Consider the following 23,506-nt stretch of genomic DNA (forward strand, 5'->3'; position numbering starts at 1 on the left):
GAGCCCCATGCGCACCATATTCCGCTCGGCTCTCAACCGCCTGAATGGGCAGCCCGCCCCGCAGACCTTCTCGCGAGCCACCTTCGGGCGCACCTGGTCACTACTGCGCTCCTTCCCCCTCGAACAGGCTGACCCCGACGTCTTTTATACGGGCCTGGCCCGCGACACCGCCGAGCTTATCGACGCCCTCTGCACGGATTATGATGTGTCCCTCCACGGCTCCCGGGTGCTGGATGTGGGCGGCGGCCCCGGCTATTTCACCTCCGAGTTTGCCGCCCGCGGGGCCCGCTATATCTCCTGCGAACCCGGGGAGCTCGCCACCGATGTGCGCGGCTCCGGCATGCAGCTGCCCTTCCTCGACAACAGCTGCGAGATCACCTATTCCTCCAATGTGGCCGAGCATGTGCCCGAGCCCTGGACCATGGCCGATGAGATGCTGCGGGTCACCGCCCCCGGCGGGCTGGTGGTGTTGTCCTACACCATCTGGCTGGGCCCCTTCGGCGGCCACGAAACCGGGCTGTGGCAGCACTATGTGGGCGGGGAGTTTGCCCGCCAACGCTACAAGAAAAAGCACGGCCACGAACCCAAGAACATCTTTGGCACATCGCTATTCGACGTTTCCTGCGCCGAGGGCCTGCGCTGGGCAGAGAGCACGGGGCAGCTGGTGCTGGCCTTCCCCCGCTATCACCCATGGTGGGCGTGGTGGGCCGTGCGGGTGCCGCTCTTCCGCGAATTCGCCGTGTCGAACCTAGTGGTCGTGCTCCGCAAAAACTAGACCCTAGCGGCCATAAACTCCCGCCGCAGGCCGCGGCCGATCTCGGCCACGCTGGGGCGATGCGCTACCACCGCACCGAAGAGCAGCACCAGCGATGGGCCCAGCAGTACCACGAGCGGGGCGAGATCCCACGACAACTCCCCCTCGCCTGCGGCGAAGGGCGGCAGAAGCAGCAGCAAAAATGCCACCGCCCACCACCAGCGATAGAGCGCCACCACGCCGATGATGCCCACCGCCCCCATCAGGGCATAGTGCACCCACAACACACTCGAGATGCTGGTGGCACCCAGCATCATCACCACCGCAATGATCTCGAATTTCTTGGTGCTCTCACTGCCCATCAGTGCCAGCGCCCCCACCGCGAGAACAACGAGGATGAGCAGCTTGATCGGCAGCGCCCAGGGGGAGGACTCCGCGAAAACACCCACGATGGCTTCCGTTCGCACCGGCATGATGAGCAGTGCATCGATAGCCACATTGTGCGGGGCCAGGGTATGGGCGCCGATCCACCCCACCGTCTCCCGCCACGCGCTGAACACGGAGCTGGGGACAAGAAGATAGGACATCACGCCGGCGCTGGCGAGCAGGCCGGTGGCGATGAGCCCAGCGCGGCGTCGTGAAGCGAAAAGCAGCATAGCCACCACCACCGCCACCGGGGTGATCTTGATGAAGGCGGCCACCGCGATGCACGCCCCGGCCAGCCAGGGGCGGCGTCGGCTCAGCGCCACGCTCAGCGTGATGAGCGCGTAGATAAAGGGCGAGGTTTGGCCCAGGGTGATACTGGCCTGCGCCGCCGAGCTCAGCCACACCAGAGTAGTGACGGCCACCAGCACTCCTGGGCGCGGAGCACGATCGGTCCACAGCGCAATCGACGCGGCCGCCAGCAGGGTGAGGGACACACCGGTGATCACCGCTCCCAGAGCGATAAACACCGGGAAGCTCATAATCATGGTCAGCGGGGCGAGAATATAGGCCACCGACGGCAGGTGCACATAGGGGTGCGGCACCAGGGTGTGCTCGGCGATGAGCTCGGCCTCGTGGGTCCACTCCGGGCCGGTGAAGAGCCCATAATCATTGGGGTCGATGGCATAGAGCGCATCCGCATGCCCGGTGGCCACCAAGCGGCCCGCGATCCACCAGCTGGCAGCATCGTCTGGCGTGGCCAGGCGCAGCTGCGCATATAACGTCAGAGCAGCGAAAGCCGCAGCCACCAGCCACACCGAGGCAGGGAACATCCCCCGCGTCGGCTCAGACGAGGCATGATGCGCGCGGGCTGCAGAAGAAACCATAAACGCGAAGTTTAGCGCCGGGCGCGGGGCGGGGGCGAGTCCGCAGGCTGGCCAACACGCCGATAGCGCGGCGCCGGCGCTGGTACGGCCATTGGTGCAGGAGCGGAGGCCGGTGCGGCTGCCGGGCGGCCGCTGATCTCGGTGAGAATCCCGCGCCACACCGAGCGGAAGGACAGCCCCTCGCTACGCACGATCTCGCCCACCACCAGCAGCACCGTGGGAATCACCATCAGCGCCAACGGCGCCCACTGCAGCGCCCCCGGTGTGGTGTCCATATCCACGAAATGCCCGCCGAGGGGCTGATAGGCCAGCAACAGGACGCCGAGCACCCAGTAGCGGCGGTGCAGAATGAGCACTCCGGCAATCGGCACAAACGCCACCAGACCATAGTGCAACCACACGACACCGGATACCGAGGTGGCCACCAGCAGAATCGCCACTGCCGAGATTTCAAACTTATGGCGCGACTGGGTGCCCATAAGCAGCACGAGGCCAAGGCCCACGAGCAGCACATAGAGACCATTGAGCAGGGTCGCCGCAGCTGGGGTGCCGGGGATGGCCTCCACCTGCACCTCTAAGGTGGTGCGCTCGGCAAAGAGCGAATCGAGGGAGGCGTTGATGGGGACCGCCAGGGTGTGGGAGTTCATCCACGCGATCGTGTCTCGCCACGCCGTGATCACTGCATTGTCCACCAACAGCAGGGTCAGCACTGCGCCCGCAGACACCACGGCCAGGCCCACCAGCCCGGCGCGGCGCCGTGATCCGAAGCCCACCAGCACCACGATCAACGCGACTGGGGTGATCTTGATCAGCGCTGCAATACCAATGAGCACTCCCGCGATCACGGGACGACGCTCCGAGAGCGCCAACGCCACCGCGATGATGGCATAAATAAAAGGAGAGGACTGCCCGAGCGTGATACTCATCTGGCTTGCCGTGCACAGCCACAGCGCCACGCTGCCCAGCCAGAGGGCGGAGGTCGACGGCGCCGAACGAGTAAAAAGGCCGATGCTGGCCGCCACGATCACCACAATGCAGACTCCGTTGATTGCCGAGCCGATGGTGGCGAAGGTGGAAAAGGACATGATGTGGGTGAGCGGCGAGAGCACATAGGCCACTAAAGGAATATGCACATAGGGGTGCGGATAGGGCGAGACATCGCGGATGAGTTCCGCCTGCTGCGCCCACGCATCACCGGTGTATGAGGCAAAGTCAGTGGTATCGACCGCGTAGATCGCGTGGGCCTGCCCGTCTGCCACGAGCGAGGCTGCGATCCACCACGAGGCCAGATCATCCGGATAGCCGGAGCGGCGGAAGAGCCACAGGGTCAGCACCGCGAATACCGCAGCCACCACCCATACTCGCGGCGGGAACAGCCCGTCGGAGCGCTGGGCGCGGGAATGCCGACCGAGCGGTGCGCCTTTGAGGGCCCGCTCCCACTCGCCCGTCGTATCGCCGGCGCTGCCGCGAGCGCCGCGTGCACTAGCTGCGTCACGTGCACTAGCTGTGCCGCGCGCTCCACGGGAGGACGCTAGCTGCCGACCCCGTCGCGGGGTGTCTCGTCGCTGCGCGCTTGGCATATTACGTTGCACGTCCATTCCGTTTTATCCAGGCGAAGTAATATTCTCTCGGATAGTTTAGCGAAGGAATACACCTCGCGGCAGGCGCCGCGCTCGGCCACGGGGGGCGCAGATACGCCGACTGCCCGGCCCCGCAGCCCCGCGTCCCCCTCCTATGCGAGGGGTAACGGCGGTGCTCGATCGGGACCGGGCAGAACAGGTCTGTCTCAGGCGAGGAGACTACTTGGCGTCGGCAATACGCTTCTTCAGAGCGGCGAACTGCTCATGCACCTCGGCCGGAACCTTGGGGCCGAGCTTCTCCAGCCATGCCTCGTTATCGGCCAGATCGCCCTCCCACTGCTCGGCGGGGGCGCTCAGTGCCTCTTCCACATCGGCGACCGGGGTGTCCAGGCCGGTGAGGTCGATGTCCTCCACCTTGGCGGTGTGGCCCACCACGGTCTCGGTGGCGCCCACGCGGCCCTCGATGCGATCGATGATCCACTTGAGAACGCGAGAGTTCTCGCCGAAGCCGGGCCAGAGGAAGCGGCCATCGTCGCCGCGACGGAACCAGTTCACCAGGAACACGGACGGCATCTTGTCGCCGCCCTTGACGCCCATGTCGATCCAGTGCTGCAGGTAGTCACCGGCGTTGTAGCCGATGAAGGGCAGCATGGCCATCGGGTCGTGGCGCAGGGAGCCCACCTTTGCCTCGGCGGAGGCGGCGGTCTGACCGGAGGACAGGAGCGCACCAATCATGGTGGCGTGATCCCAGTTGTGTGCCTGGGTGACCAGCGGCACGGTGTCGGGGCGACGGCCACCGAAGAGGATGGCGTCGATCGGTACACCCTGCCAGTCGTTGAACTCCTTGGCAGCCACCGGGCACTGCGAGATCGGCACGCAGTAGCGGGAGTTCGGGTGGGAGGAGGGCTGATCGGAATCCGGGGTCCACTCATTGCCCAACCAGTCGATGGCGTGATCGGGCTTGTTCTCCAAGCCTTCCCACCACACATCGCCGTCGTCGGTGAGCGCAACGTTGGTGAACAGGGTGTTGCCCGGCTCCATGGTGCGCATGGCGTTGGGGTTGGAGGAGTAGTTGGTGCCCGGGGCCACGCCGAAGAAACCATTCTCCGGGTTCACGGCGTAAAGGCGGCCATCCTCACCGAAGTGCAGCCACGCGATGTCATCGCCGACCACCTCGGCGCTCCAGCCCTCGAGGGTGGGCTCGATCATGGCCAGGTTGGTCTTACCGCAGGCGGAGGGGAAGGCGGCAGCCACGTAGTAGGACTTGCCCTCCGGGGAGTTGAGCTTGAGGATGAGCATGTGCTCGGCCATCCAGCCCTCTTCCTGGGCCATCACCGAGGCGATACGCAGGGCGTAGCACTTCTTGGCCAGGATGGCGTTGCCGCCATAGCCGGAGCCATAGGACCAAATCTCCTTGGTCTCCGGGAACTGGGTGATGTACTTGGTGTCGTTGCAGGGCCACGGCACGTCCTCCTGGCCCTCCTCCAGCGGTGCACCGACGGAGTGGAAGCAGTGCACGAAATCGCCATTCTCGCCGATCTTGTCCAGGGCTTCCTGGCCCATGCGGGTCATGATGCGCATGGACATGACCACATAGGCGGAGTCGGTCAGCTGCACGCCCAGCTTCGGGCTGGGATCATCGATCGGACCCATGCAGAACGGCACCACGTACATGGTGCGGCCCTTCATGGAGCCCTTGTACTGCTCCAGCATTTCCTCGCGCATCTTCACCGGGTCGGCCCAGTTGTTGGTGGGGCCGGCGCCCTCCTCGCTGTGCGAGCAGATGAAGGTGCGGGATTCCACGCGAGCAACGTCATCGGGGTTCGAGCGAGCGAGGTAGCTGTTGGGGCGCTTCTCCTCGTTCAGCTTGATCAGGGTGCCCGCTTCCACGAGCTCGGCGGCGAGTCGATCCCACTCCTCCTGAGAACCATCGGCGAACACCACTCGTTCGGGCTGGAAAAGATCGACAGCCTCGGCGATCCAGGTGAGCAGTTCTTCGTTCTTGGTGGGGGCAGGGCCTTCAAGGCCTTTGATAGCGGTCATCGCTTCTCCAGACATGTGCATCACTCGACAGACTTTCACTACCAAGATTAATGAAGTGCCTGCACGCTGAACCCGTGTTTTGGATCGCTTTTGAGAAAAGGTACGAATATTCGCTGGAACGAACACCTCCTTGAGTGACGTTTTGGGCATAAGTCACACCTTATGCGGAGGCACCTCGCCCCACTTTGGGGGTATTTACTCGTCATAACTACCCCAGACCATGACCGGACGGACACGAGCTGTTATTGAACTTTTACCCATTCACTTGGAAGAATGTCTCAAGTGTCTACTAGTGATAATTCTGATTCTCTCGCTGTAGGTGGTCACACCACCTCCGCAGCGACTCCGTCTTCCCCCGCACCACAGAACGATGCTGGCCGCGACCGGGCTGTCGGCGACCTGCCCGGCGGGCGCCCTCTCCAGTCTGATTTCAACGATGGCTTGGACTATCCGCGGCTCGGCTCGGTGAGCTTCCGCCGCGGCACTCTCACCGATAATCAACAGGCCCTCATGGAAGAACACTGGCGCCGCTTGGGCACAGTGCTCTCTGATGAGCGCATCGATCCCGCCGCCTGGTTCGGTCGCGAGGCCCGCACCATCGTGGAGATCGGCTCCGGCACCGGCACCTCCACCGCGGCGATGGCCCCGCTCGAGGCGGACACCAATATCATCGCCGTGGAGCTGTATAAGCCCGGGCTGGCGAAGCTGCTCGGCAGCGTCGTCCGCGAGGGCATCGAGAACATCCGCATGGTGCGCGGCGACGGCATCGAGGTACTCAACCGCATGATCGCGCCCGCCTCCCTCGACGGGGTGCGCATCTACTTTCCAGATCCGTGGCCCAAGGCGCGGCACCACAAGCGCCGCATCATCCAATCCGGGCCGCTGCACCTCATCGCCTCCCGCCTCAAGCCGGGCGGAGTCCTGCACGTGGCCACCGACCACGCCGACTACGCCGAGTGGATCGATGAGCTGGTCGAGGTCGAACCCGCACTAGAGTACATGGGGTGGCCATGGGCTGAGTGCCCTCAGCTCACTGACCGGCAAGTTATTACTAAGTTCGAGGGCAAGGGCCTCGATAAGAGCCACGTGATTCGTGAATATCTGTGGCGCAAGCGTGACGACGCTACCCCGAAGGAGATCTAGCCCATGAGTGATTTCGTGGAACTGCACCACCGCTATGACGATTCGGGGCGCATCGGCCCGGCCAATATGCTGCTGGTGTGGGACGGCCCGAACCTCGATATGGGGCTCGGCGCTCTGCTCGGTGGCCGTCCTTCCGGCGCCCAGCGCCCCCGCTTCGACGCGGTGGGTCGCTGGCTGATCAACGAGGCCGCCGCCATCGATCCCGCCATCGATCCTGAGGCCACCGTCTTCACCAATGTCTCCCCCGACGCTGCCGAGGCCGTGCGGCCCTGGGTGGATGCGATGCGCAATATGGGTTTCGCGGTATTCGCGAAACCCAAAACGGCGGAGGATTCCGATGTGGATCCCGATATGATCCGCCATATTGAGCGTCGAGAAGCAGAGGGCGTACTCAAGGGACTCGTGGTGGCCAGCGCCGATGGCCGCAATTTCCACGACACTCTCGAGCGGATCGCCGCCACCGGGGTGCCGGTGACCGTGCTGGGCTTCCACGAGCACTGCTCGTGGGCGACCGCCTCGGAGTCACTGCGTTTTGTTGATCTCGAGGATATTGACGGCGTCTTCCTCGAGCCCCTGCCGCGCATCACCTTGGACAACCTGCCCGAGGACGGCGCGTGGCTGCTGCCCTTCCGTCCGCTGCGTGCGCTGCTACATTCCAAGCCGCACTAGGCCGCGGGGATAGACGAGGAGCTACACCATGTTCTACAAGTGGGGACTGCTGTCCTATCGTTTCCGGCGCATCGTCCCAGCGGTGATCGTGCTGCTGATCCTTGCGCTCTACGCGCTGGCCGGCACCAAGCTGGAGGACCGGATGAGCCAGGAGGGCTGGGATGATCCCGGTTCCAGCTCAACCCAGGCTGCCCAAATCGAGCTGGACACCTTCGGCCGCGATAACAACGGCGATGTGATCCTGCTCTTCGAATCCATCGGCGATCGTCCCCTGGACGATCCCGCCACGGTGGAGCAGGCCCGCGATTTCCTCGCCCGCCTGCAGGAGCAGCATTCGGGACAGATATCGCATATCACCAGCTACTTCGATAACCGCAATGACCAGCTGGCCACGGCCGATAAGCGGCTGGCTTTCGCGGCCATCGGTTTGCAGGGCGATGGGGAACAAACCCTGAAGGATTTCCGCGCCGTGGGTGAGGACTTCACCCCGCCGGCGCATATGCTCAACGACGATGTCCGCGTGGACGTGGCCGGCGCCACGGCCATCGCCGATGCCCTCGATAAGGGCATGGCCGGCGATATCAAACGCGCCGAGCTGGTGGCACTGCCCCTGGTGGGCTTGTTGCTGCTCATCGTCTTCGGTTCGCTGATCGCCGCGGTCATGCCGCTGATCGTGGGCATTCTCTCCATCTTCGGCTCGCTGGGCGTGCTCAGCCTGCTCGCCGAATTTACCCAGGTGAACGTATTTGCCATGTCCGTGGTCACCCTGCTCGGGCTGGGGCTAGCCATCGACTACGGGCTATTCATGGTCTCCCGCTTCCGCGAGGAATTGGATGCCGGCCGCGATGTGCGCTCCGCGGTGGCCATCACCACCGCCACGGCGGGGCAGACCGTGGTGTTCTCCGCGGCCATGGTGGCGGTGGCCCTATCGGGCCTGCTGGTCTTTCCCCAGGCCTTCCTCAAGTCCATCGCCTATGGCGCCATCTCCGCGGTGGGGCTGGCGGCGGTGCTTTCCATCACGGTACTGCCCTCGATTTTCGGCATGCTCGGCCCCAATATCAATAAGCTGCGGGTGCGCTCGGTGTCCAAGAAGAAAGAGGACATCGAAACCTCGGTGTGGGCGCGTATCGCCGGCTGGTCCATGAAGCGCGCCAAGATGGTGACCTTCGGTATCACCGCGCTGCTCATCGCCCTGACTATCCCCTTGGGCGGGGTGAGCTTCGGTGGCATCAACGAAACCTATCTGCCGCCGACCAACGATGTGCGCCAGACCCAGGCGAGCTTTGACCAGAACTTCCCGCAGTACCGCACCGAGCCCATCAAGCTGGTGGTGACCGGCGCCGATAATGCCGCGCTGGTGAATATCTACCAGCAGGCCAACCAGGTACAGGGGCTCACGGGGCGCTTTACCCCCTCCTCCCCCACCGAGAACGGCACCACTGTCCTCTCGGCCGGTATTGAGAACCGTTCGCAGAACAAAGCCGTGGTGGATCAACTCCGCGATATTGATACCCCCGACGGCGTGGATCTCTACATCGGCGGCACCCCGGCGCTCGAGATCGAGTCCATCGAGGCGCTCTTTGATCGACTGCCGTGGATGGCGGTGTATATCATCGTCGCCACCTTCATCCTCATGAGCATCGTCTTCGGTTCGGTCATCCTGCCCGCCAAGGCCGTGATCATGACCATCCTCACCCTCGGCACCACCCTGGGTGTGCTCACCTGGATGTTCGTCGATGGCCTCGGCGCCGATCTCTTCAACTTCACCCCAGGCCCGCTGATGAGCCCGATCCTGGTGCTCATCTCCGCCATCGTCTACGGCCTGTCCACCGACTATGAGGTCTTCTTGGTCTCTCGCATGGTGGAATCCCGCAAACGCGGCGCCACCACCGACCAGGCGATCCGCTATGGCACCGCGCACACCGGCTCCATCATTACGGCCGCGGCGCTCATCATGATCGTGGTCTGCGGCGCCTTCGGCTTCTCGGACATTGTGATGATGAAGTACATCGCCTTCGGCATGATCGCTGCATTGCTTCTCGACGCCACCATCGTGCGCATGTTCCTCGTACCCGCTGTTATGCATCTGCTGCGCGAGGACTGCTGGTGGGCGCCGCGCTGGGTGAAGCGGGCCTCCGAATTCGTCGGCCACGGTAAGGAGCCGCTTGCCGCCGTGGCACCCACCACGGCGCAGCGGAGCGACTACGCTGAGGCGGAGGAGCCCAGCAGCGTCGAGGTCTATCCCGAGGATCTCACGGTGCGTAGTGGCACCCCCGCCGAGGACACTAATCAACTCATCCCCTTCCATGACCTCATGGCCCGCCTCGAGAGAGAACAACAGGGCAAGCATGGTCGCGGGTCCGCGACGAAGGGAGACTAATGCTGCAGATCCTGCGCAACCCTTGGGTTCGTTGGCTGTTCCCGCTGGTGGTGCTCGGGATCGTGCTCATTATCTTCCGCGATAAGCTGCCCTTTATCGCGGAAGGCTTCATGGAGCTCGACGATATGGCCGGCCGCGGCATGGCCTTGGCCATTATCAGCTCCATTCTGGCGCTCGTGGCCATGGCCGAAGTGATGTATGTGTTTATGCGGGCCGGGAAGGTACAAGCGTCCCGGCTCCAAGCCAATGCTCTCACCTTCGGCTCCAATGCTTGGTCCACCTCCTTTCCTGGTGGGCCGGCTTTTGCCACGGTGCTGCAGTATCAAATCATGAACAGCTGGGGCGCCGGCCCCGCCATCAGCACCTGGTTCTTGGTGCTCTCCTCCACCCTGTCCACGCTGTGGCTGGTGGCGCTCGGCGTGATCGCCATTATCTTCCTCGGCGCCTCGCTATCGCTTGGGTCTTTGCTGCTCACGCTGGCGGTGCTCTTGGCACTGTCCGCGCTCACCTATTGGGCCTCCTCCAACCCCGATACGCTCAAGCGTCTCCTCCGGCCGCTGAGCTCTCGGACATCGCTAGCGATTAACCAACACATCGATCAGCTCAAGGCCGCCCACATGGGGTTCGGTACCTTCCTCTACGCGGCCAGCATGTCCTTCCTCAACTGGATCTTCGATATTGTCACCCTCGTCGGGGCGGTATGGGCGGTCACCTATCAGCTGCCCGACATCTATGGCGGTGAAAACAAAACCACCATTGCCGGCATCGCGCTCGCTTTCGTGACCGCCAAGATCGCCGGCACCGTGCAGGTCACCCCCGGCGGCCTCGGGCCGGTGGAGGTGGCCATGATGGGCACGCTCGTGGCCACCGGTATGACCGCCGCCCAGGCCTTCTCCGCGGTGTTTATTTACCGACTCATCAGTCTCGGGCTCATCACCATCCTTGGTTGGATCATCTACTTCTTCGGCTTCTCCAGCCGTGGGCTCTACCCGCGTCCCGAGGTCAAAGAACACCAGGACCCCGTGGCCCGCGGGAAAAATGCCGATCCTGCGGGTGGGTCAGTAGATTAGAGCCTATGGCTCGATATTTTCTCGGCGATGTCCTCGCCATCGTTCTCTTTGCTCTCCTTGCCCGTATCGCCCACCAGAGCGACACGATGCCACTCAGTGCCGCCGGGGTAGCTGATACCGCTTGGCCCTTCCTCATCGGCACCCTCCTAGCATGGGGCGTCATCTATCTCGCCGCGCTAGAGCCATGGCGCATCGCCCCCGCCGGCATCAGCGTCTGGCTGTGCAGCGTCATCGCCGGGCTGGGGATCTGGGGACTGCGCCACGGCGCACTACCGCACTGGTCCTTCATCATCGTCGCCTCGGTGGTGTCGCTGGTGCTGCTGCTTGGCTGGCGCCTGGTGGCGGCCCGCATGCACAAAGGCAACGCCGCCATCTAGCACCCAGCGGCACGATAACGCAGGCACCCCACCTCCCTGACGTGGCGGGGGATGGGGTGCGAGTGGGCGTCGATAAGCGCCCTGCTACATCGGAATAATGGTGTGCTTCTTCGGCAGATCCTCCACCTGCTTCGTGGCGAGCTGGCGGAAAGCCTGGCGCAGCGCCACGCGGGTGGTATTGGGCTCAATCATGGCATCCACATAGCCACGCTCAGCCGCCACATAGGGGCTGGTCATGTTCTCGTCGTAGAAGTCCATGAACAGCTTCTTCATATAGGCGCGCTGCTCCTCCGGCATCTGTGCCAGCTTCTTGCCCTGAATCATCACGGCCGCGGCGGCCGCACCCATCACCGCGATCTGGGCGGTGGGCCAGGCAAGGTTGATATCGCCGGAAAGGTTCTTCGACCCCATCGCCGCATAGGCGCCGCCATAGGCCTTGCGCACGATCAGCGAGACCTTGGGCACGCTGGCCTCGACCAATGCGAAAGGCAGCTTGGCGCCACGGTGGATCAATCCCACCTTCTCCTGCTGCACCCCGGGCAGGTAGCCGGGGGTATCCACCACGAAGAGCAGCGGAACATTGTAGGCATCGCAAATACGGATGAAGCGGGTGGCCTTATCGGAGGCATCGGCATCAATACAGCCCGCGTAGTGCAGCGGATTATTGGCCACAATGCCCACCGACTTGCCATCGATACGGCCGAAGGCGGTGATGATATTGGGCGCGAAATTCTCCTGAATCTCCAGCACATCATCGCTATCGAGCAGCTTCGGCAGTAAATCCTGCATGTTGTAGCCGGCGTTCGTATCATCCGGCATAAACAGATCGAGCTCGCTGGCCTGGGCCACATCCTCATCGGCGGGCGCCCAGAACTCCGGCGCCTCATCGAAGCAGGTCATGGGCAGATGCGCCATGAGGTCCTGCACATAGGCGAAGGCCTCGTCTTCCGAGGACGCCACATAGGAGACATTGCCGTTGAGCTCCTGCTCGCGGGCACCACCCAGCTCGGCGGAGGTGATCTCCTCGCCGGTGACCTCCTTGATCACTGCGGGGCCGGTGACATACATTTCGGCACGATCCTCCACCGCCACCACGAAGTCGGTGGTGACGGGGGCATAGACGGCGCCACCGGCGCACTTGCCCATCATGATGGAGATCTGCGGGGAACGGCCCGAGAGGGGCATTTGGCGGCGGGCAATCTCGGAGTACATGGCGAGCGAGGTCACGGCATCCTGAATGCGGGCGCCGCCGGAATCCTGAATGCCAATCACTGGGCAGCCAATCTTGATGGCCATGTCCATGATCTCGCACACCTTGCGCCCAAAGGTCACGCCCACCGAACCGCCGTAGACGGTCTTATCGTGGGCGTAGATCGCCACGGTGCGGCCATCAATGCGGCCATAGCCGGTGACCACGCCGTCCGAGTAGGGAGCATCCGCCTCGTCTGGGGTGCGGCCCAAGGCGCCGACCTCCACGAAGGAGCCGGCGTCCAGCAGCCGGGCGATGCGCTGGCGCGGCGTGGTCAAACCTGCCTCGTCGCGCTTACGGCGAGAACGCTCACTGCCGGGGTCCTGCGCCTTTTCTAGGCGTTGGCGCAGATCAGCGAGTTTCTCAGCCGTGGTCATCGGATTCACTATCGTTTATCCTCTTGCTACTCGAGTTCAACTATGCGGCGGCTCAGATACGAGCCCACCTTTGCAATCTCGGGTTCATCCACCACTGCGAGGTGATCGCCCTTGAGGTGCACAATTTCTAACTCATCAACGATACTCGACCATCCGCCATCTTCGTCAATCGACGCGTAGCGTGGCTCTAACTCGATTGCGCCATCGTGCATCCGCTCCGCACGGAACAGCACCACCGGGCACCGCACCTCCGCCCAGGTGTGGAAATCCACCTGATCGAGGATGCGGTTATCCACAAAGCTGGCCCGCTGATGCTCCAGCACTCCGGCGCTCAAACCATGCTCGCTGGCATCGGTGGTGGCGAGAAATTCCGTGAGCATTCCTAGCAGCGCCTCCTCGCCGGCGGATTCCAGCAAGTCATAGGGCACGGGGAAGTCGATGCCATAGGTTTTCTTGGCGAAGGCCGCATAGCGACTCCAGCGCGCCTTGGTCTCCTCTAGGGTGTCCGGCACCTTCTCCGAGGGCTGGACCGTGTCCAATAGCGCCACCAGCTTGGGCTCATTCACCGTGCCCTGCAGCTGGCGGGCGACCTCCATGGCCAGCGCCCCGCCGAAGCTCCAGCCGCCCAGCACGATCGGGTGGCCATCCGCACGGGCAACGATATCGTCCACGTATGCTGCGGCGCGCTCCGCGAAGCTTCCCTCGAGCCGCTCCACGCCGTAGACCGGAACCTCCTCCGGCAGGCGCCGCATCAGCGGCTGGTACACCACCGAGGAGCCACCGGCCGGGTGGAACATGAACAGCGCTGGGGATGTGGAGCCCTCGGGGCGTTCCCGCAGCACCCGAATAGTGCCCTCCACCTCGGTTTCGAGCCCCTCGCGCACTAGGTTGGCCAGCGTTTCGAGGCTCTCGGCCGCGCGCACCGTATCCGCAGACACGTCCACGCCGCACCGCTCAGTGAGTCGAGCCGCCATTTGTTCCGCCTGCTCCTCGCTGATCTCCGGTAGCGCGCTCGTCACACCCCGCGCCGCCCGGCCCGTGATGGTGGCCCAGGTAGCAAAGACGAGACGCTCCGAGGCGTCACGCGGGGCCACGCCCACGCCGTTGCCCTCCTCGCCGGGTCGCTTATCGACGTCGCCCTCTGGCGCGGCAGCCTCCGGCTGGGAGGTCTCCGGCTCGGCGGCGGGTACTGCCATGGCCGCTGCAGACTCTGCGGCGGTGTCGCGGCTGTGCACCTTCTCGGCGACGATCTGCACCACATCGGCCACGGAGGCATCGCGCAGCGCCTGCACCTGCAGCGGCGGGATCTGGAAATCGTGCTCGATGCGATTTTTGATGCGCATACCCATGAGGGAATCGAGGCCGAGATCGATCAGGGGCAGCTCGGCGGGCAGATCTTCTAGGTCATAGCCCATCGACTCCGAGACGATCATGCGCAGTCGCTCCTCCACGGTTTCCCCAGAAGTGGGATCCCAGACCTCCACACCGAATTCCGCATCCTCCACCCCAGGGGGCGGGGTGGCTGCAGCCGCAGCCACTGGGGCGGGGCCGGCTGTGGTGTCCTCGGCGATGCTCGGGGCGGCGGCGAAGCCCTCCGCCACCAACGTGCTCTCCCTGCCGGAGATGGCGTAGATGCGCACATCCACGCCGCCAAGGGAGGCGGAGGCCGTGGTGGTGATCTCGCCGGTGGGCGCCAGCGGGTTGCGGTCCTCAACGAGCACGACCTGGGCACCGGGCAGAAGGGCCTGGGCGGCGGCGTCGATAAGCGCATGGGAGCTGGGGACCAGATCCGCCTGAGTGGAAAAAGCGACCGTCCCATCGGGAAGCACCACCTTGGCGCCGGGCAGCTGCGGAGAACCGCCGGCCGGGCGGGCGGCCGTCCAATAGCGTTGCTTCTTCCAGCGCATGGTGGGAAGCTCCGCGCAGGGGCCATCGCCAAAGAGCACTGCGGCATTCACCGGCTGGCCCTGAACATAGAGCTTGGCGAGGGTCTCACGCAGCGAATCCCCCGCCGGAACCTTGCGCTTGAGCAGGAACAATAGCTGCGCATCCGGTTTCGCGACCGAGAAGGCAGTATTCATCATCGGCATGAGTGCGACTGGGTTCGGAGAGAGCTCCACGAGGGTCTCATAACCATGCGCAAAAGCCTGCTCGGTGGCGTCCTTGAACCACACCGAGTGGCGGGTGCAGGTGACCCAGTAGTCAGCACCGTGCACCACCTCGCCCGGGGTGTAGACGCGGCCGCGCTCCACCGAGCTGAACAGTGGAATGGATATCGGCTGCGGCTCGATGGGGGCAATCTCTGCATAGAGCTCGCCCAAGATCGGGTCCAGCGCACTGGTGTGACCGGCACCCTTGACGTTGAGCAGGCGGGCGAATTTACCCTCGGACTCCAGCTGCTCCACGAAGGCGGTCACGGCCTCGCGCGGCCCACCGACGGTGGTCATGCCGGGGCCGGCATAGACGGCCGGCTCGATCCCCTCGGGGAGATCATCGGAGGCAGTCTCCACCAAGGCCATGGCGCCGAGCTCGTCCTCGGGCAAGGAGCGCTCGCCCTCGCCCATGAGGCGGGAGCGGTGGCAGGCGATCAGCATGGCATCGGCGGCGCTGAGGCCACCGGCCGCATAGGCTGCGGCGATCTCGCCCATGGACATGCCCATCACGGCTGCTGGTTTCACCCCCAACTCAGCCATGTAGTCGGTGAGCGCGATCTGGATGGCGGTGATGCCCACCTGCGCGGTCTCGGTGTCATAGGTGAGCTCGTCGTTGAGGATGTGCTCCTCGAGCGACCACCCGGATTCGAAACGAATGATCTGATCCAGCTCGCGGATACGCGCAGCAAACACCGAAGAGGAGGTAAAAAGATCCTTGGCCATCTTGCGATGCTGCGAACCAAAACCGGAGTAGACGAAGACCGGACCGTTCTGAGCGGGGGCGTCCGCCACGGCGATACCGTGCGACTTCTTGCCTTCAGCGACCAGGCTCAGTCGCTTCTGCAATTCCTCGCGATCCTGAGCCACCACAGCGGCACGGGAGCGGCCGTGATTGCGCTTGGCGGTGGCGCGAGAAATCTCCACCGGTGTGGCTTCCGGATGGTCCTCCATCCACTCCACCAAGGCCGCTGCGGCCGCCTTGCGGCGAGAGGGCACCAGCCCGGAAACGGTCACCAGAGCGCCCTCGCCGCCGAGCTGCGGCTCCTGGACGGGGCGCGGCTGCTCATAATCCGAGGCGAGGAACTCAGAGACCACCACATGAGCGTTGGTGCCGCCGAAACCAAAACCAGACACGCCGGCCAGTTTGCGGCCGGAGTACTCGGGCCATTCCCTCGGATCCTCCACGGCTTCGAGATGATCGGCCTCAAAGTTGATATAGCGGTTGGGCGAGCTAAAGCCTGCCAGTGGTGGCACCGTATCGTGCATCATGCTCAGCACCACTTTGATCATGCCCGCAGCACCCGCCGCAGACTCGGTATGACCAAAGTTGGTCTTGGCGGAGCCCAGCAGCAGCGGTTCGGCACTGCCGCGCTGCGCGCCTAATACCGCGCCGAGGGCCTGAGCCTCGATGGGATCACCGAGGATGGTGCCGGTGCCGTGGGCCTCCACATAATCCACTGCGGCTGGATCCACCTGGGCATCGGCATAGGCGCGATGCAGCACATCCACCTGGGCCTCGGGGTTCGGGGCGGTCAGCCCATTCGAGCGGCCATCAGAGTTCACCGCCGAGCCCTTGATCACGGCCAGAATGGAATCGCCTGCTGCGAGCGCGTCGTCGACACGCTTGAGTACCAGCACCCCCGCCCCATCGGAGCGCACGATGCCCTTGGCATCATCGGAGAAGGCCTTGATCCCCTCTTCCGAGATCACGCCCAGCTCGCCGAAAGCGATAGAGACAAAGGGCGCAGCCAGTACGTTCACGCCGCCCGCGATGGCAGTATCGGCCTCCCTGGCGCGCAAATCGCGCACCGCTTGGTGCACGGCGACCAGCGAGGAGGAACACGCAGTGTCCACGCTCACCGAGGGGCCGTGGAAGTCGAAGGCATAGGAGACGCGGTTCGGAACGATGGAGCTGGCCGTGCCGGTGAGTGCATAGGGGTGCATCTCAATGGGGTCGGCGGAGACCAGCATGCCGTAGTCATTATTGGACGAGCCCATGTACACGCCGGTGCGGGTGCCGCGCAGCGTGTTCGCGGGAATGCCGGCATGCTCCAGCGCCTCCCACGTGAGTTCGAGGGTCAGGCGCTGCTGCGGGTCCATGTTGGCGGCCTCCACGGGAGACAGGCCAAAAAACTCGGCGTCGAAACTCTGAATGTCATCGAGGTAGCCGCCCGTGGTGGGTACCTTGCTCAAGCGGGCCTGAGTGACCTCATCGGCGGCGTATTCGGACCAGCGGCCCAGCGGCAGATCGCCGGTCATGACCTCGCCGTCGACTACCCGCTCCCACATTTCCGCCGCGGAGGACGCGCCCGGCATACGAGCGGCCACACCGACGATGGCGATATCGTGCGTGCCCGGGGTGGGCATGCCATCCTGCAGGCGCGACGCAGCCGGGGCGGAGCTCGGGGCCGGGGCGTGTGCCCCACCGCTGGAGACGAACTCCGCCAGCGCCCGAATAGTGGGGTGCTGATACGCGACCGTGGCGTCGAGCTGCACCCCGGTGAGGTTCTCCAACTCGCCGGAGAGAATCACCACATCGCGGGAGGAGAGCCCGAACGATTGCATGGGCGTATCCACGTCCACGTCGTCCATGGATAGCTCAGTGTTCTCGGCTACCCAGCGTGTCAGCCACGCCGACAGCTCGTTCACGGAGGTAGGACCTTGACCCTGGTTCTCGTTCACAACTCACCTAACTACGACAGAAAACGGCCCTCACACCCATGATCCGGTGGAACACACTGAATCCCGGTGGAGGGCCACAGTAACAGCGTTCGCCGCGATACCCGCGGAGAGAAGCCGCCAGAATGCGGCCGTTACCGTTATGTTACTAAATAGTTGCTAGATACTGGCGCTGGCTCACCTTGCGCGCGATCTTTCCGCTCGAAGAACGGGCGATGCCCTCCGGCTGCAGGATGCGTACCTCGTGCGGCTGCACGCCATGGCCCTGCACCACGGCGGCTCGGATATCCTGAATAGCCTGCTCATCGCCGTCTTCCTCGGCCGAGAGATCGCGCTCTGCGAGAATCACGAGCTTCTCCACGTCATCGCCCTCGATGGCGAAGGCAGCCACGCAGTTGGGGCGCACATGCTCGCTTGCCGACGCCACCGTGTACTCAATGTCCTGCGGGTAGTGGTTACGGCCCGCAATCACGATGAGGTCCTTGAGTCGGCCGGTGATATAGAGCTCGCCGTCGAACATCACGCCTAAGTCGCCGGTGGCCATCCAATAGCCGTCCTCTGGAGCGGTGGGCACGCGGGACTCGTCGAGCTTCGCGGCCAGCTTATTACGGAAGGTGGCCACGGTATCATCGGGGCGATCCAAATAACCTTGAGCCATGTTGTCACCATGCGCCCAGATCTCACCGATCTGACCATCAGGCAGCTCGGTGCGGGTCTCGGGATCCACGATGGTGCAGAGCTGCGTCGGCACGGCCTCGCCATTGGAGGCGAAGGCCACGGTGGTCTCCGACTTCTCGCGGATCTCCGCGCGCCCCTCGGACAGGGCCTGGCGATCGAAGTGGCTGATGACCGGACAATTCCCGCGCTGCGGCGTGGCGACCATGAGCGATGCCTCGGCCAGACCATAGGAGGGGCGCAGCGCCGAACGGCGGAAGCCCTGCGGCTCGAAGGCGCTGAGGAAGGACTCCACGGCGGCCTCGGTGACCGGCTCGGAGCCGCAGATCAGGCCCTCCACGGCGGAGAGATCCAGATCCTCTGCCTCCTCGGTGTAGCGGGCGGCCAGCTCCAGGGCGAAGTTGGGGGCCACGGTGTAGACGTGCTGATCGCCCTCGCGGCGGCTGAGCTGGTTGAGCCAGCGGGAGGGGCGCTGCACGAAGTCGCGGGGAGACATCAGCTCCTGGGGCAGGCCCAGAATGGTGACGAAGATAGCCAAGATGATGCCCATGTCGTGGTGCAGTGGCAGCCAGGTGGACAGGCGCAGCGGGAACTTAATGTCCACGGCGCGGAAGATTTGCAGCACATTGGTGAGAATGGAGCGGTTGCTCAGCACCACGCCCGCCGGGGTACGGGTGGAGCCGGAGGTGTACTGCAGAAAAGCCGGCATATCCAGCGGCAGCATCGCCCGGGCAGCCATGGCCTGCGGATCGGACATGGGGTTGACGTATTTTGCGGCCGTGGAATCCGGCAGCGCGTCCACGGTGAGCACGCGCGGACGCTCGCTGCCGGGCAGCTCGGCGAAGAAGCCGCGCACAGCCGTAGCGGTGCGCTTGTTACTGAGCACGATGCGCGGCTCGCAATCAGCGAAGACGGCCTTAAGGTGCTCGGAGTGCCCCGGCTCATTGGGATCGTAGAGCGGCACGGGTACAGTGCCCGCGTAGAGCGCCCCGAGGAAACCAAAAATGTACTCGGGGCTGTTATTGGCCATGATGGCCACCCGATCGCCGCGCTCGCTCACCTGCTGCAGCCGAGCGGCCACGGCCTTGATGCGGGTGTTGATCTGGGAACGCGTGTAGGTGACCAGCTTGCCCTCACGGCTGGCGCTATAGTCCCAATAGCTCAGGCACACGCGGTCGCCATCGCCCTGGGCAGCCCCAGCTTGATAGGACATCTCGGCCAATCCTGCCAAGCTCAGCATGGGAGGCAGAACGATATTGCCTTCACTATCAAAAAACTTGCCCAACACTGCGTTGAGATCCATTGGCATTACCCCTGTCGATGATGCACGCGCTGTGTCCGCGTGGTGCTTATGTGACTATTGTCAAGTACGGCTACCAGACTATTACTTTGTGGCGCAAAAATTCAAAAAGCGGCGACACGGGCGGACGTACCGTCCCTGTCGCCGCTGCGCGAACCACCGTGCCTGTCCTAGCCGATGAGCTCCTTGGCCCACTGCACCGTCCACTTATCGGCGGTGGTACCAGGCACCACATATTCGTTCTGGGCGTACCATGCGTGCACCCCATTGACCTCCAGCATGGCGCGCGCACGCTCAAGAGCATTGCGCACATCGCGTGGCGCGTCGCAGATCGGATCATCGGGGGCACAGACATCCATGACGCGATCGTTGAGCTCGCCGAAGCCCCCAGCGCGGCTGCCCCGCATGGTGGCTCCCGGCACAACAGGCTGCACCACGGCGTTGAGCGGGTGCAGGGCGATCTCCGCGCCCACGCCGCCGACCTGAGTACCGGGCACCACGCCCACCCCCGGCTCGCGGCGGCCATCGGCGATGAGCGCCGCGCCCTTGATGCGATCGGCGGGAATTACGCCGCGACCATTGCCGATATCGGAGACGATATCGCCCACGATCACCGCACCCTGGGAAAAACCAGCGAGGATGAACTCGGTATTTGGGCACTGCTGATGAGTGTCCACCAGTTCGGCGTTGAGCCGGTCGATACCCTCGGTACGGGAATCGTCATAGCTCATCTCAGTGAGCGCATTGATATTGCGGAACTGGGCCGTATAGGGCAGCGTCCAGACCTTCACCTCCTGCTCACTATAGGCCTCGGAGAGCGGCCGCGAGATGCTAAGCATGAAGGAGCGATCATTGGCGGTGGGATTCGCGGGGTCATCATCCGCGCTCGACTCCCACGTGCCCGGGGCGGAGATGAACTCCACACGCGGGCAACCATCGGGATCCGCGGCATCGCCATCCGACGCTGCCTGCTGGCCGGAGTTCTGTGGATTGCTCGTGAGCCAATCGCCCACGCCCACCAGAATGACGCCGAGCATAACCACGACGGCAAGGATTGTGAGGAGCTTTTTCATGAGCTCTAGCAGTACGCCTTCTCGGCGGCATCCGCAATGCGGTCCGCCAGCTGCTCAACGTTGAGCTCGCTGCGACCCTGCTGATCCAGCTGTCCCGCGACGGCGTTGAGCAGCACGGAATCGCGCCCCTCTTCGCACACCTCTTGGGCAGTGGCCACCAGTTGGTCCTCCACTCCGTTGACATCGACGCCCTTGAGTTCCTCGAAGAACTCGACCTCCTTGGGGTCTCCCGGCTCGGCGCCCGGGATCGACTCGATCTCCCGAGCACTCTGATCCGCCGGGGCCTCCTCGGTGGGCGAGCTCGGCTCACTGGACTTCTTGTCCTTGTCCTGTGTGGACTGCTCGCGGTGCAGAGACTCCACCTTGGGCTCCTCGGGTGCCTCCGAGGTTGAGGAGCCACAACCGGAGAGCACACAGAGAGCCGCCACGCATAGAACCGCACGCTTCAGCATGGGGGTCCGCCCTTCCTTCATCGCTTATTTCTTCACAACGGTGCCGTTGACAGCCTCAAGGGTGCCACCCTCGAATTGCTGGCGCTGCCCACCGGCCGGGATGTCCTCGGTGTCGCTGGTAGGCCAGCCGAGCGGGCCGGTCTCCCACTTCTGCTGGGTCCAGTAGTCGCGGATCGGGCCATTCTTGATGATCTTGGCACCGGTCTTGGGGCTCCAGTAGATCACGCCGCCCTCGAACTCCTGCAGGGCGCCGCCGGGGATGAGGCGCTCGGCCGCGATCGGGGTGCCGATGCCGGCATCGCCCAGTCCGGAATCCTTGAGCTTCTGCGCGATCGCGCCGATCACGGTGACGGTGCGGTTATCCGGGGTGCGAGCAATAACGCCGCCCTGGAATTGCTGCATCAGGCCCTCGCCCACGGCCACCGGCGCTGCGGTCGGGTAGCCGAGGCGACCCCTCTCGTAGTCGCTCTCGCCCCATTCGCGCACAATATCGGCGGGCACGGCCACCGCCCCGGTGTCCGGGGTCCAGTAAATCGAGCCATTCTCGAAGTGGTTATAGCGGCCCACCTTGTCCGGGGTGGTGCGCTCGTGCGTCTTCGGGAAGCCCAGCCAGGAGCTGGGGCCACCGATCTCGGAGTAACGGGCGCTAATGCGGCCGTTGAGCACCCAGGCACCGGTCTTTTCGGACCAGTAGGCGCGGCCATCACGGAAGTCCTGGGCCACGCCGCCGGCCACTGGGTATTCGTTGGTGACGCAGTCGCCCCAGCGGCCGGACTTGGTCACCTCGCCGATGGCGCCCTGGGTGATGCACTCGATGCCGCGATCCTCCTTGGACATGCCGAGTGCCTCGGCGATGTGCGGCCAGGCGTTTTTCATCTCGAACTGCCAGTAAGGCCATGCGTGCACCCCGGAGTCACGGAAGCGGACGATCACGCCCACATCGGCCTGCTTGGCCTTGTTCACGAAGGTCTGGGAGCTCAAGCGCGAGAGCACCTCAAGCCCCTGACCGGCGTAGTTTTGCTGGTCGGCGGGGTTGCTGGCACGCCCCGACCCGGCGGAGACATAAACCTTCATGTCCTTCATAGCCTCGATACCCAGCTTGGGATCGTGGTCGATCCACGCCTGGCTATAGAAGGGGCCCCACATCTTGGCGGCGTTATAACCGCCGGCATCCGTCATAGCGGCGGTAATAGCCTCCGGCATGCCGGTCGTGGTGGTGTCGAGGTATCCGGAGAAGGATCCGGCGAAGCGGAAGAGATCTGGGCGGTGCTGTGCCAGGTTGAAGGCACCGGTGCCGCCCATCGACAGGCCCACCACGGCGCGCTGATCATTAGTCCGGAAGCCCTCCTTGAGCACCGCAGCCATCTCTTGAGTGAGGAAGGTCTCCCACATGTAGTGCTTGCCCTTGTCCGGCTCTAACCAGTCGGAATAAAAGGAGGACTCGCCACCTACCGGCATCACCACGTTGATGTTCTTGTCAGCATAGAACTGCTCGATATCGGTTTCGATCGTCCAGCCGGACTCGTCATCGCGGGCGCGCATGCCATCGAGCGCCCAGAGCGAGGGGAAGGTGGCGTCGGGGTTGGCATACCAGTCGCGGGCCAGTAGCACCTGCACCGGAATCGGCTCGCCCGGCATCGCTGCGGAGTTGATATAGATCTTGATGTGGCGATCGCTGAGGTATTCCACCTTCGCCACGCTCACACCCTCGGGCAGCCCGTTGATATCGGGAAATTCGGTGCGCATCGGGGTGCGCGACGGGGTGCCCTCTGGACGCAGCGAGTCGGTGAAGCCAGAGGAGCTCAGGCTCGAGCCAGGCGTCTGCGCCTGGGCTTGCGGCAGAGGCAGCACGGTGACGGCAAGAGCGATCGACGTCGGGATGGCTGCGAGCGCAATCTTGAGGGAACGTCGCGACGAACCTGTGCGAGGAGCAGAAGTCGAGTTGAACATGTGCTTTCCTTTAAGCGGCGTGGTGGAACCTAGTGCTAGTAAGTGGATAGCTCGCGAACGACAGCGCGAGCATGCAATGCGGCACACGTGACTGCGAGGAGCCAACGGAGAGCCGAACTGCTCGGATTCATCACACTGCGGAGCCGGAAGTTCCCCTCCTCCGGCGCGCGCGGAGTGCGCGTTGGAATGTAAGTTTAAGTATAACTTTAGACTTTAGGTTCAGCGACACGCCACCAGCAGCGAAAAACCGCACGCCGAGAATATAAAAACCG

General features: G+C 64.0%; 15 protein-coding genes. 6 read left to right on the forward strand and 9 right to left on the reverse strand.

Annotation, left to right across the window (positions count from 1 at the left end):
* Window positions 1-7: 7 nt before the first annotated feature.
* Window positions 8-775 carry a methyltransferase domain-containing protein gene (locus tag GBB14_RS06530; RefSeq protein WP_151529022.1) on the forward strand — a complete coding sequence of 256 codons (768 nt, stop codon included), beginning with the start codon at window positions 8-10 and terminating at the stop codon, window positions 773-775.
* Here GBB14_RS06530 and GBB14_RS06535 read toward each other — a convergent pair.
* The 3 genes from GBB14_RS06535 to GBB14_RS06545 form a co-directional block, all read right to left on the reverse strand.
* Complete coding sequence (locus tag GBB14_RS06535) at window positions 772-2,064, reverse strand: glycosyltransferase family 87 protein (RefSeq protein ID WP_151529023.1); 1,293 nt, start codon at window positions 2,062-2,064, stop codon at window positions 772-774. The two genes, GBB14_RS06530 and GBB14_RS06535, sit on opposite strands and share 4 nt — an antisense overlap.
* Window positions 2,065-2,075: 11 nt before the next feature.
* On the reverse strand, window positions 2,076-3,416 hold the full coding sequence (locus GBB14_RS06540; RefSeq protein ID WP_192796249.1) for a glycosyltransferase family 87 protein: 1,341 nt from the start codon (window positions 3,414-3,416) through the stop codon (window positions 2,076-2,078).
* A 447-nt stretch (window positions 3,417-3,863) separates the two neighbouring features.
* Complete coding sequence (locus tag GBB14_RS06545; RefSeq protein WP_192796145.1) at window positions 3,864-5,687, reverse strand: phosphoenolpyruvate carboxykinase (GTP); 1,824 nt, start codon at window positions 5,685-5,687, stop codon at window positions 3,864-3,866.
* A gap of 273 nt (window positions 5,688-5,960) precedes the next feature.
* Here GBB14_RS06545 and trmB point away from each other — a divergent pair, with 273 nt between their 5' ends.
* From trmB to GBB14_RS06570, 5 genes are read left to right on the forward strand one after another with little or no spacing between them, the layout of a single operon-like run.
* The gene (gene trmB / locus GBB14_RS06550; RefSeq protein ID WP_370451565.1) at window positions 5,961-6,830 is read left to right on the forward strand and encodes a tRNA (guanosine(46)-N7)-methyltransferase TrmB; all 870 of its coding nucleotides are present in this window, start codon (window positions 5,961-5,963) and stop codon (window positions 6,828-6,830) included.
* A gap of 3 nt (window positions 6,831-6,833) precedes the next feature.
* The gene (locus GBB14_RS06555; protein WP_151529026.1) at window positions 6,834-7,499 is read left to right on the forward strand and encodes an NYN domain-containing protein; all 666 of its coding nucleotides are present in this window, start codon (window positions 6,834-6,836) and stop codon (window positions 7,497-7,499) included.
* Between the two features lie 28 nt (window positions 7,500-7,527).
* Complete coding sequence (locus tag GBB14_RS06560; protein WP_151529027.1) at window positions 7,528-9,879, forward strand: MMPL family transporter; 2,352 nt, start codon at window positions 7,528-7,530, stop codon at window positions 9,877-9,879.
* Window positions 9,879-10,949 (forward strand): YbhN family protein, encoded by a 1,071-nt coding sequence (locus GBB14_RS06565; RefSeq protein ID WP_151529028.1) that lies wholly within the window; start codon window positions 9,879-9,881, stop codon window positions 10,947-10,949. Before GBB14_RS06560 ends, GBB14_RS06565 begins: the two co-directional genes overlap by 1 nt.
* 5 nt (window positions 10,950-10,954) lie before the next feature.
* Window positions 10,955-11,326, forward strand: coding sequence for a DUF3054 domain-containing protein (locus tag GBB14_RS06570; protein ID WP_151529029.1), 372 nt, complete (start codon window positions 10,955-10,957; stop codon window positions 11,324-11,326).
* A gap of 84 nt (window positions 11,327-11,410) precedes the next feature.
* Here the strand turns inward: GBB14_RS06570 and GBB14_RS06575 are convergent, their stop codons facing one another.
* The 6 genes from GBB14_RS06575 to GBB14_RS06600 all read right to left on the reverse strand — a co-directional run bounded on the left by GBB14_RS06575 (window position 11,411) and on the right by GBB14_RS06600 (window position 23,234).
* Complete coding sequence (locus tag GBB14_RS06575) at window positions 11,411-12,952, reverse strand: acyl-CoA carboxylase subunit beta (RefSeq protein WP_151529030.1); 1,542 nt, start codon at window positions 12,950-12,952, stop codon at window positions 11,411-11,413.
* A 26-nt stretch (window positions 12,953-12,978) separates the two neighbouring features.
* Window positions 12,979-17,787, reverse strand: coding sequence for a type I polyketide synthase (locus GBB14_RS06580; RefSeq protein ID WP_151529031.1), 4,809 nt, complete (start codon window positions 17,785-17,787; stop codon window positions 12,979-12,981).
* 145 nt (window positions 17,788-17,932) lie between these two features.
* Window positions 17,933-19,762 (reverse strand): FadD32-like long-chain-fatty-acid--AMP ligase, encoded by a 1,830-nt coding sequence (locus tag GBB14_RS06585; protein WP_151529032.1) that lies wholly within the window; start codon window positions 19,760-19,762, stop codon window positions 17,933-17,935.
* A 167-nt stretch (window positions 19,763-19,929) separates the two neighbouring features.
* Window positions 19,930-20,832: a cutinase family protein gene (locus GBB14_RS06590; RefSeq protein ID WP_151529033.1), complete on the reverse strand. Its 903-nt coding sequence runs from the start codon at window positions 20,830-20,832 to the stop codon at window positions 19,930-19,932.
* Window positions 20,833-20,837: 5 nt separating this feature from the next.
* The gene (locus tag GBB14_RS06595) at window positions 20,838-21,284 is read right to left on the reverse strand and encodes a hypothetical protein (RefSeq protein WP_151529034.1); all 447 of its coding nucleotides are present in this window, start codon (window positions 21,282-21,284) and stop codon (window positions 20,838-20,840) included.
* A gap of 24 nt (window positions 21,285-21,308) precedes the next feature.
* Window positions 21,309-23,234 carry an alpha/beta hydrolase-fold protein gene (locus tag GBB14_RS06600; RefSeq protein ID WP_192796133.1) on the reverse strand — a complete coding sequence of 642 codons (1,926 nt, stop codon included), beginning with the start codon at window positions 23,232-23,234 and terminating at the stop codon, window positions 21,309-21,311.
* Window positions 23,235-23,506 lie beyond the last annotated feature (272 nt).

The organism is Corynebacterium sp. 51B, from assembly GCF_008930785.1.
Lineage (GTDB): Bacteria > Actinomycetota > Actinomycetes > Mycobacteriales > Mycobacteriaceae > Corynebacterium > Corynebacterium megadyptis.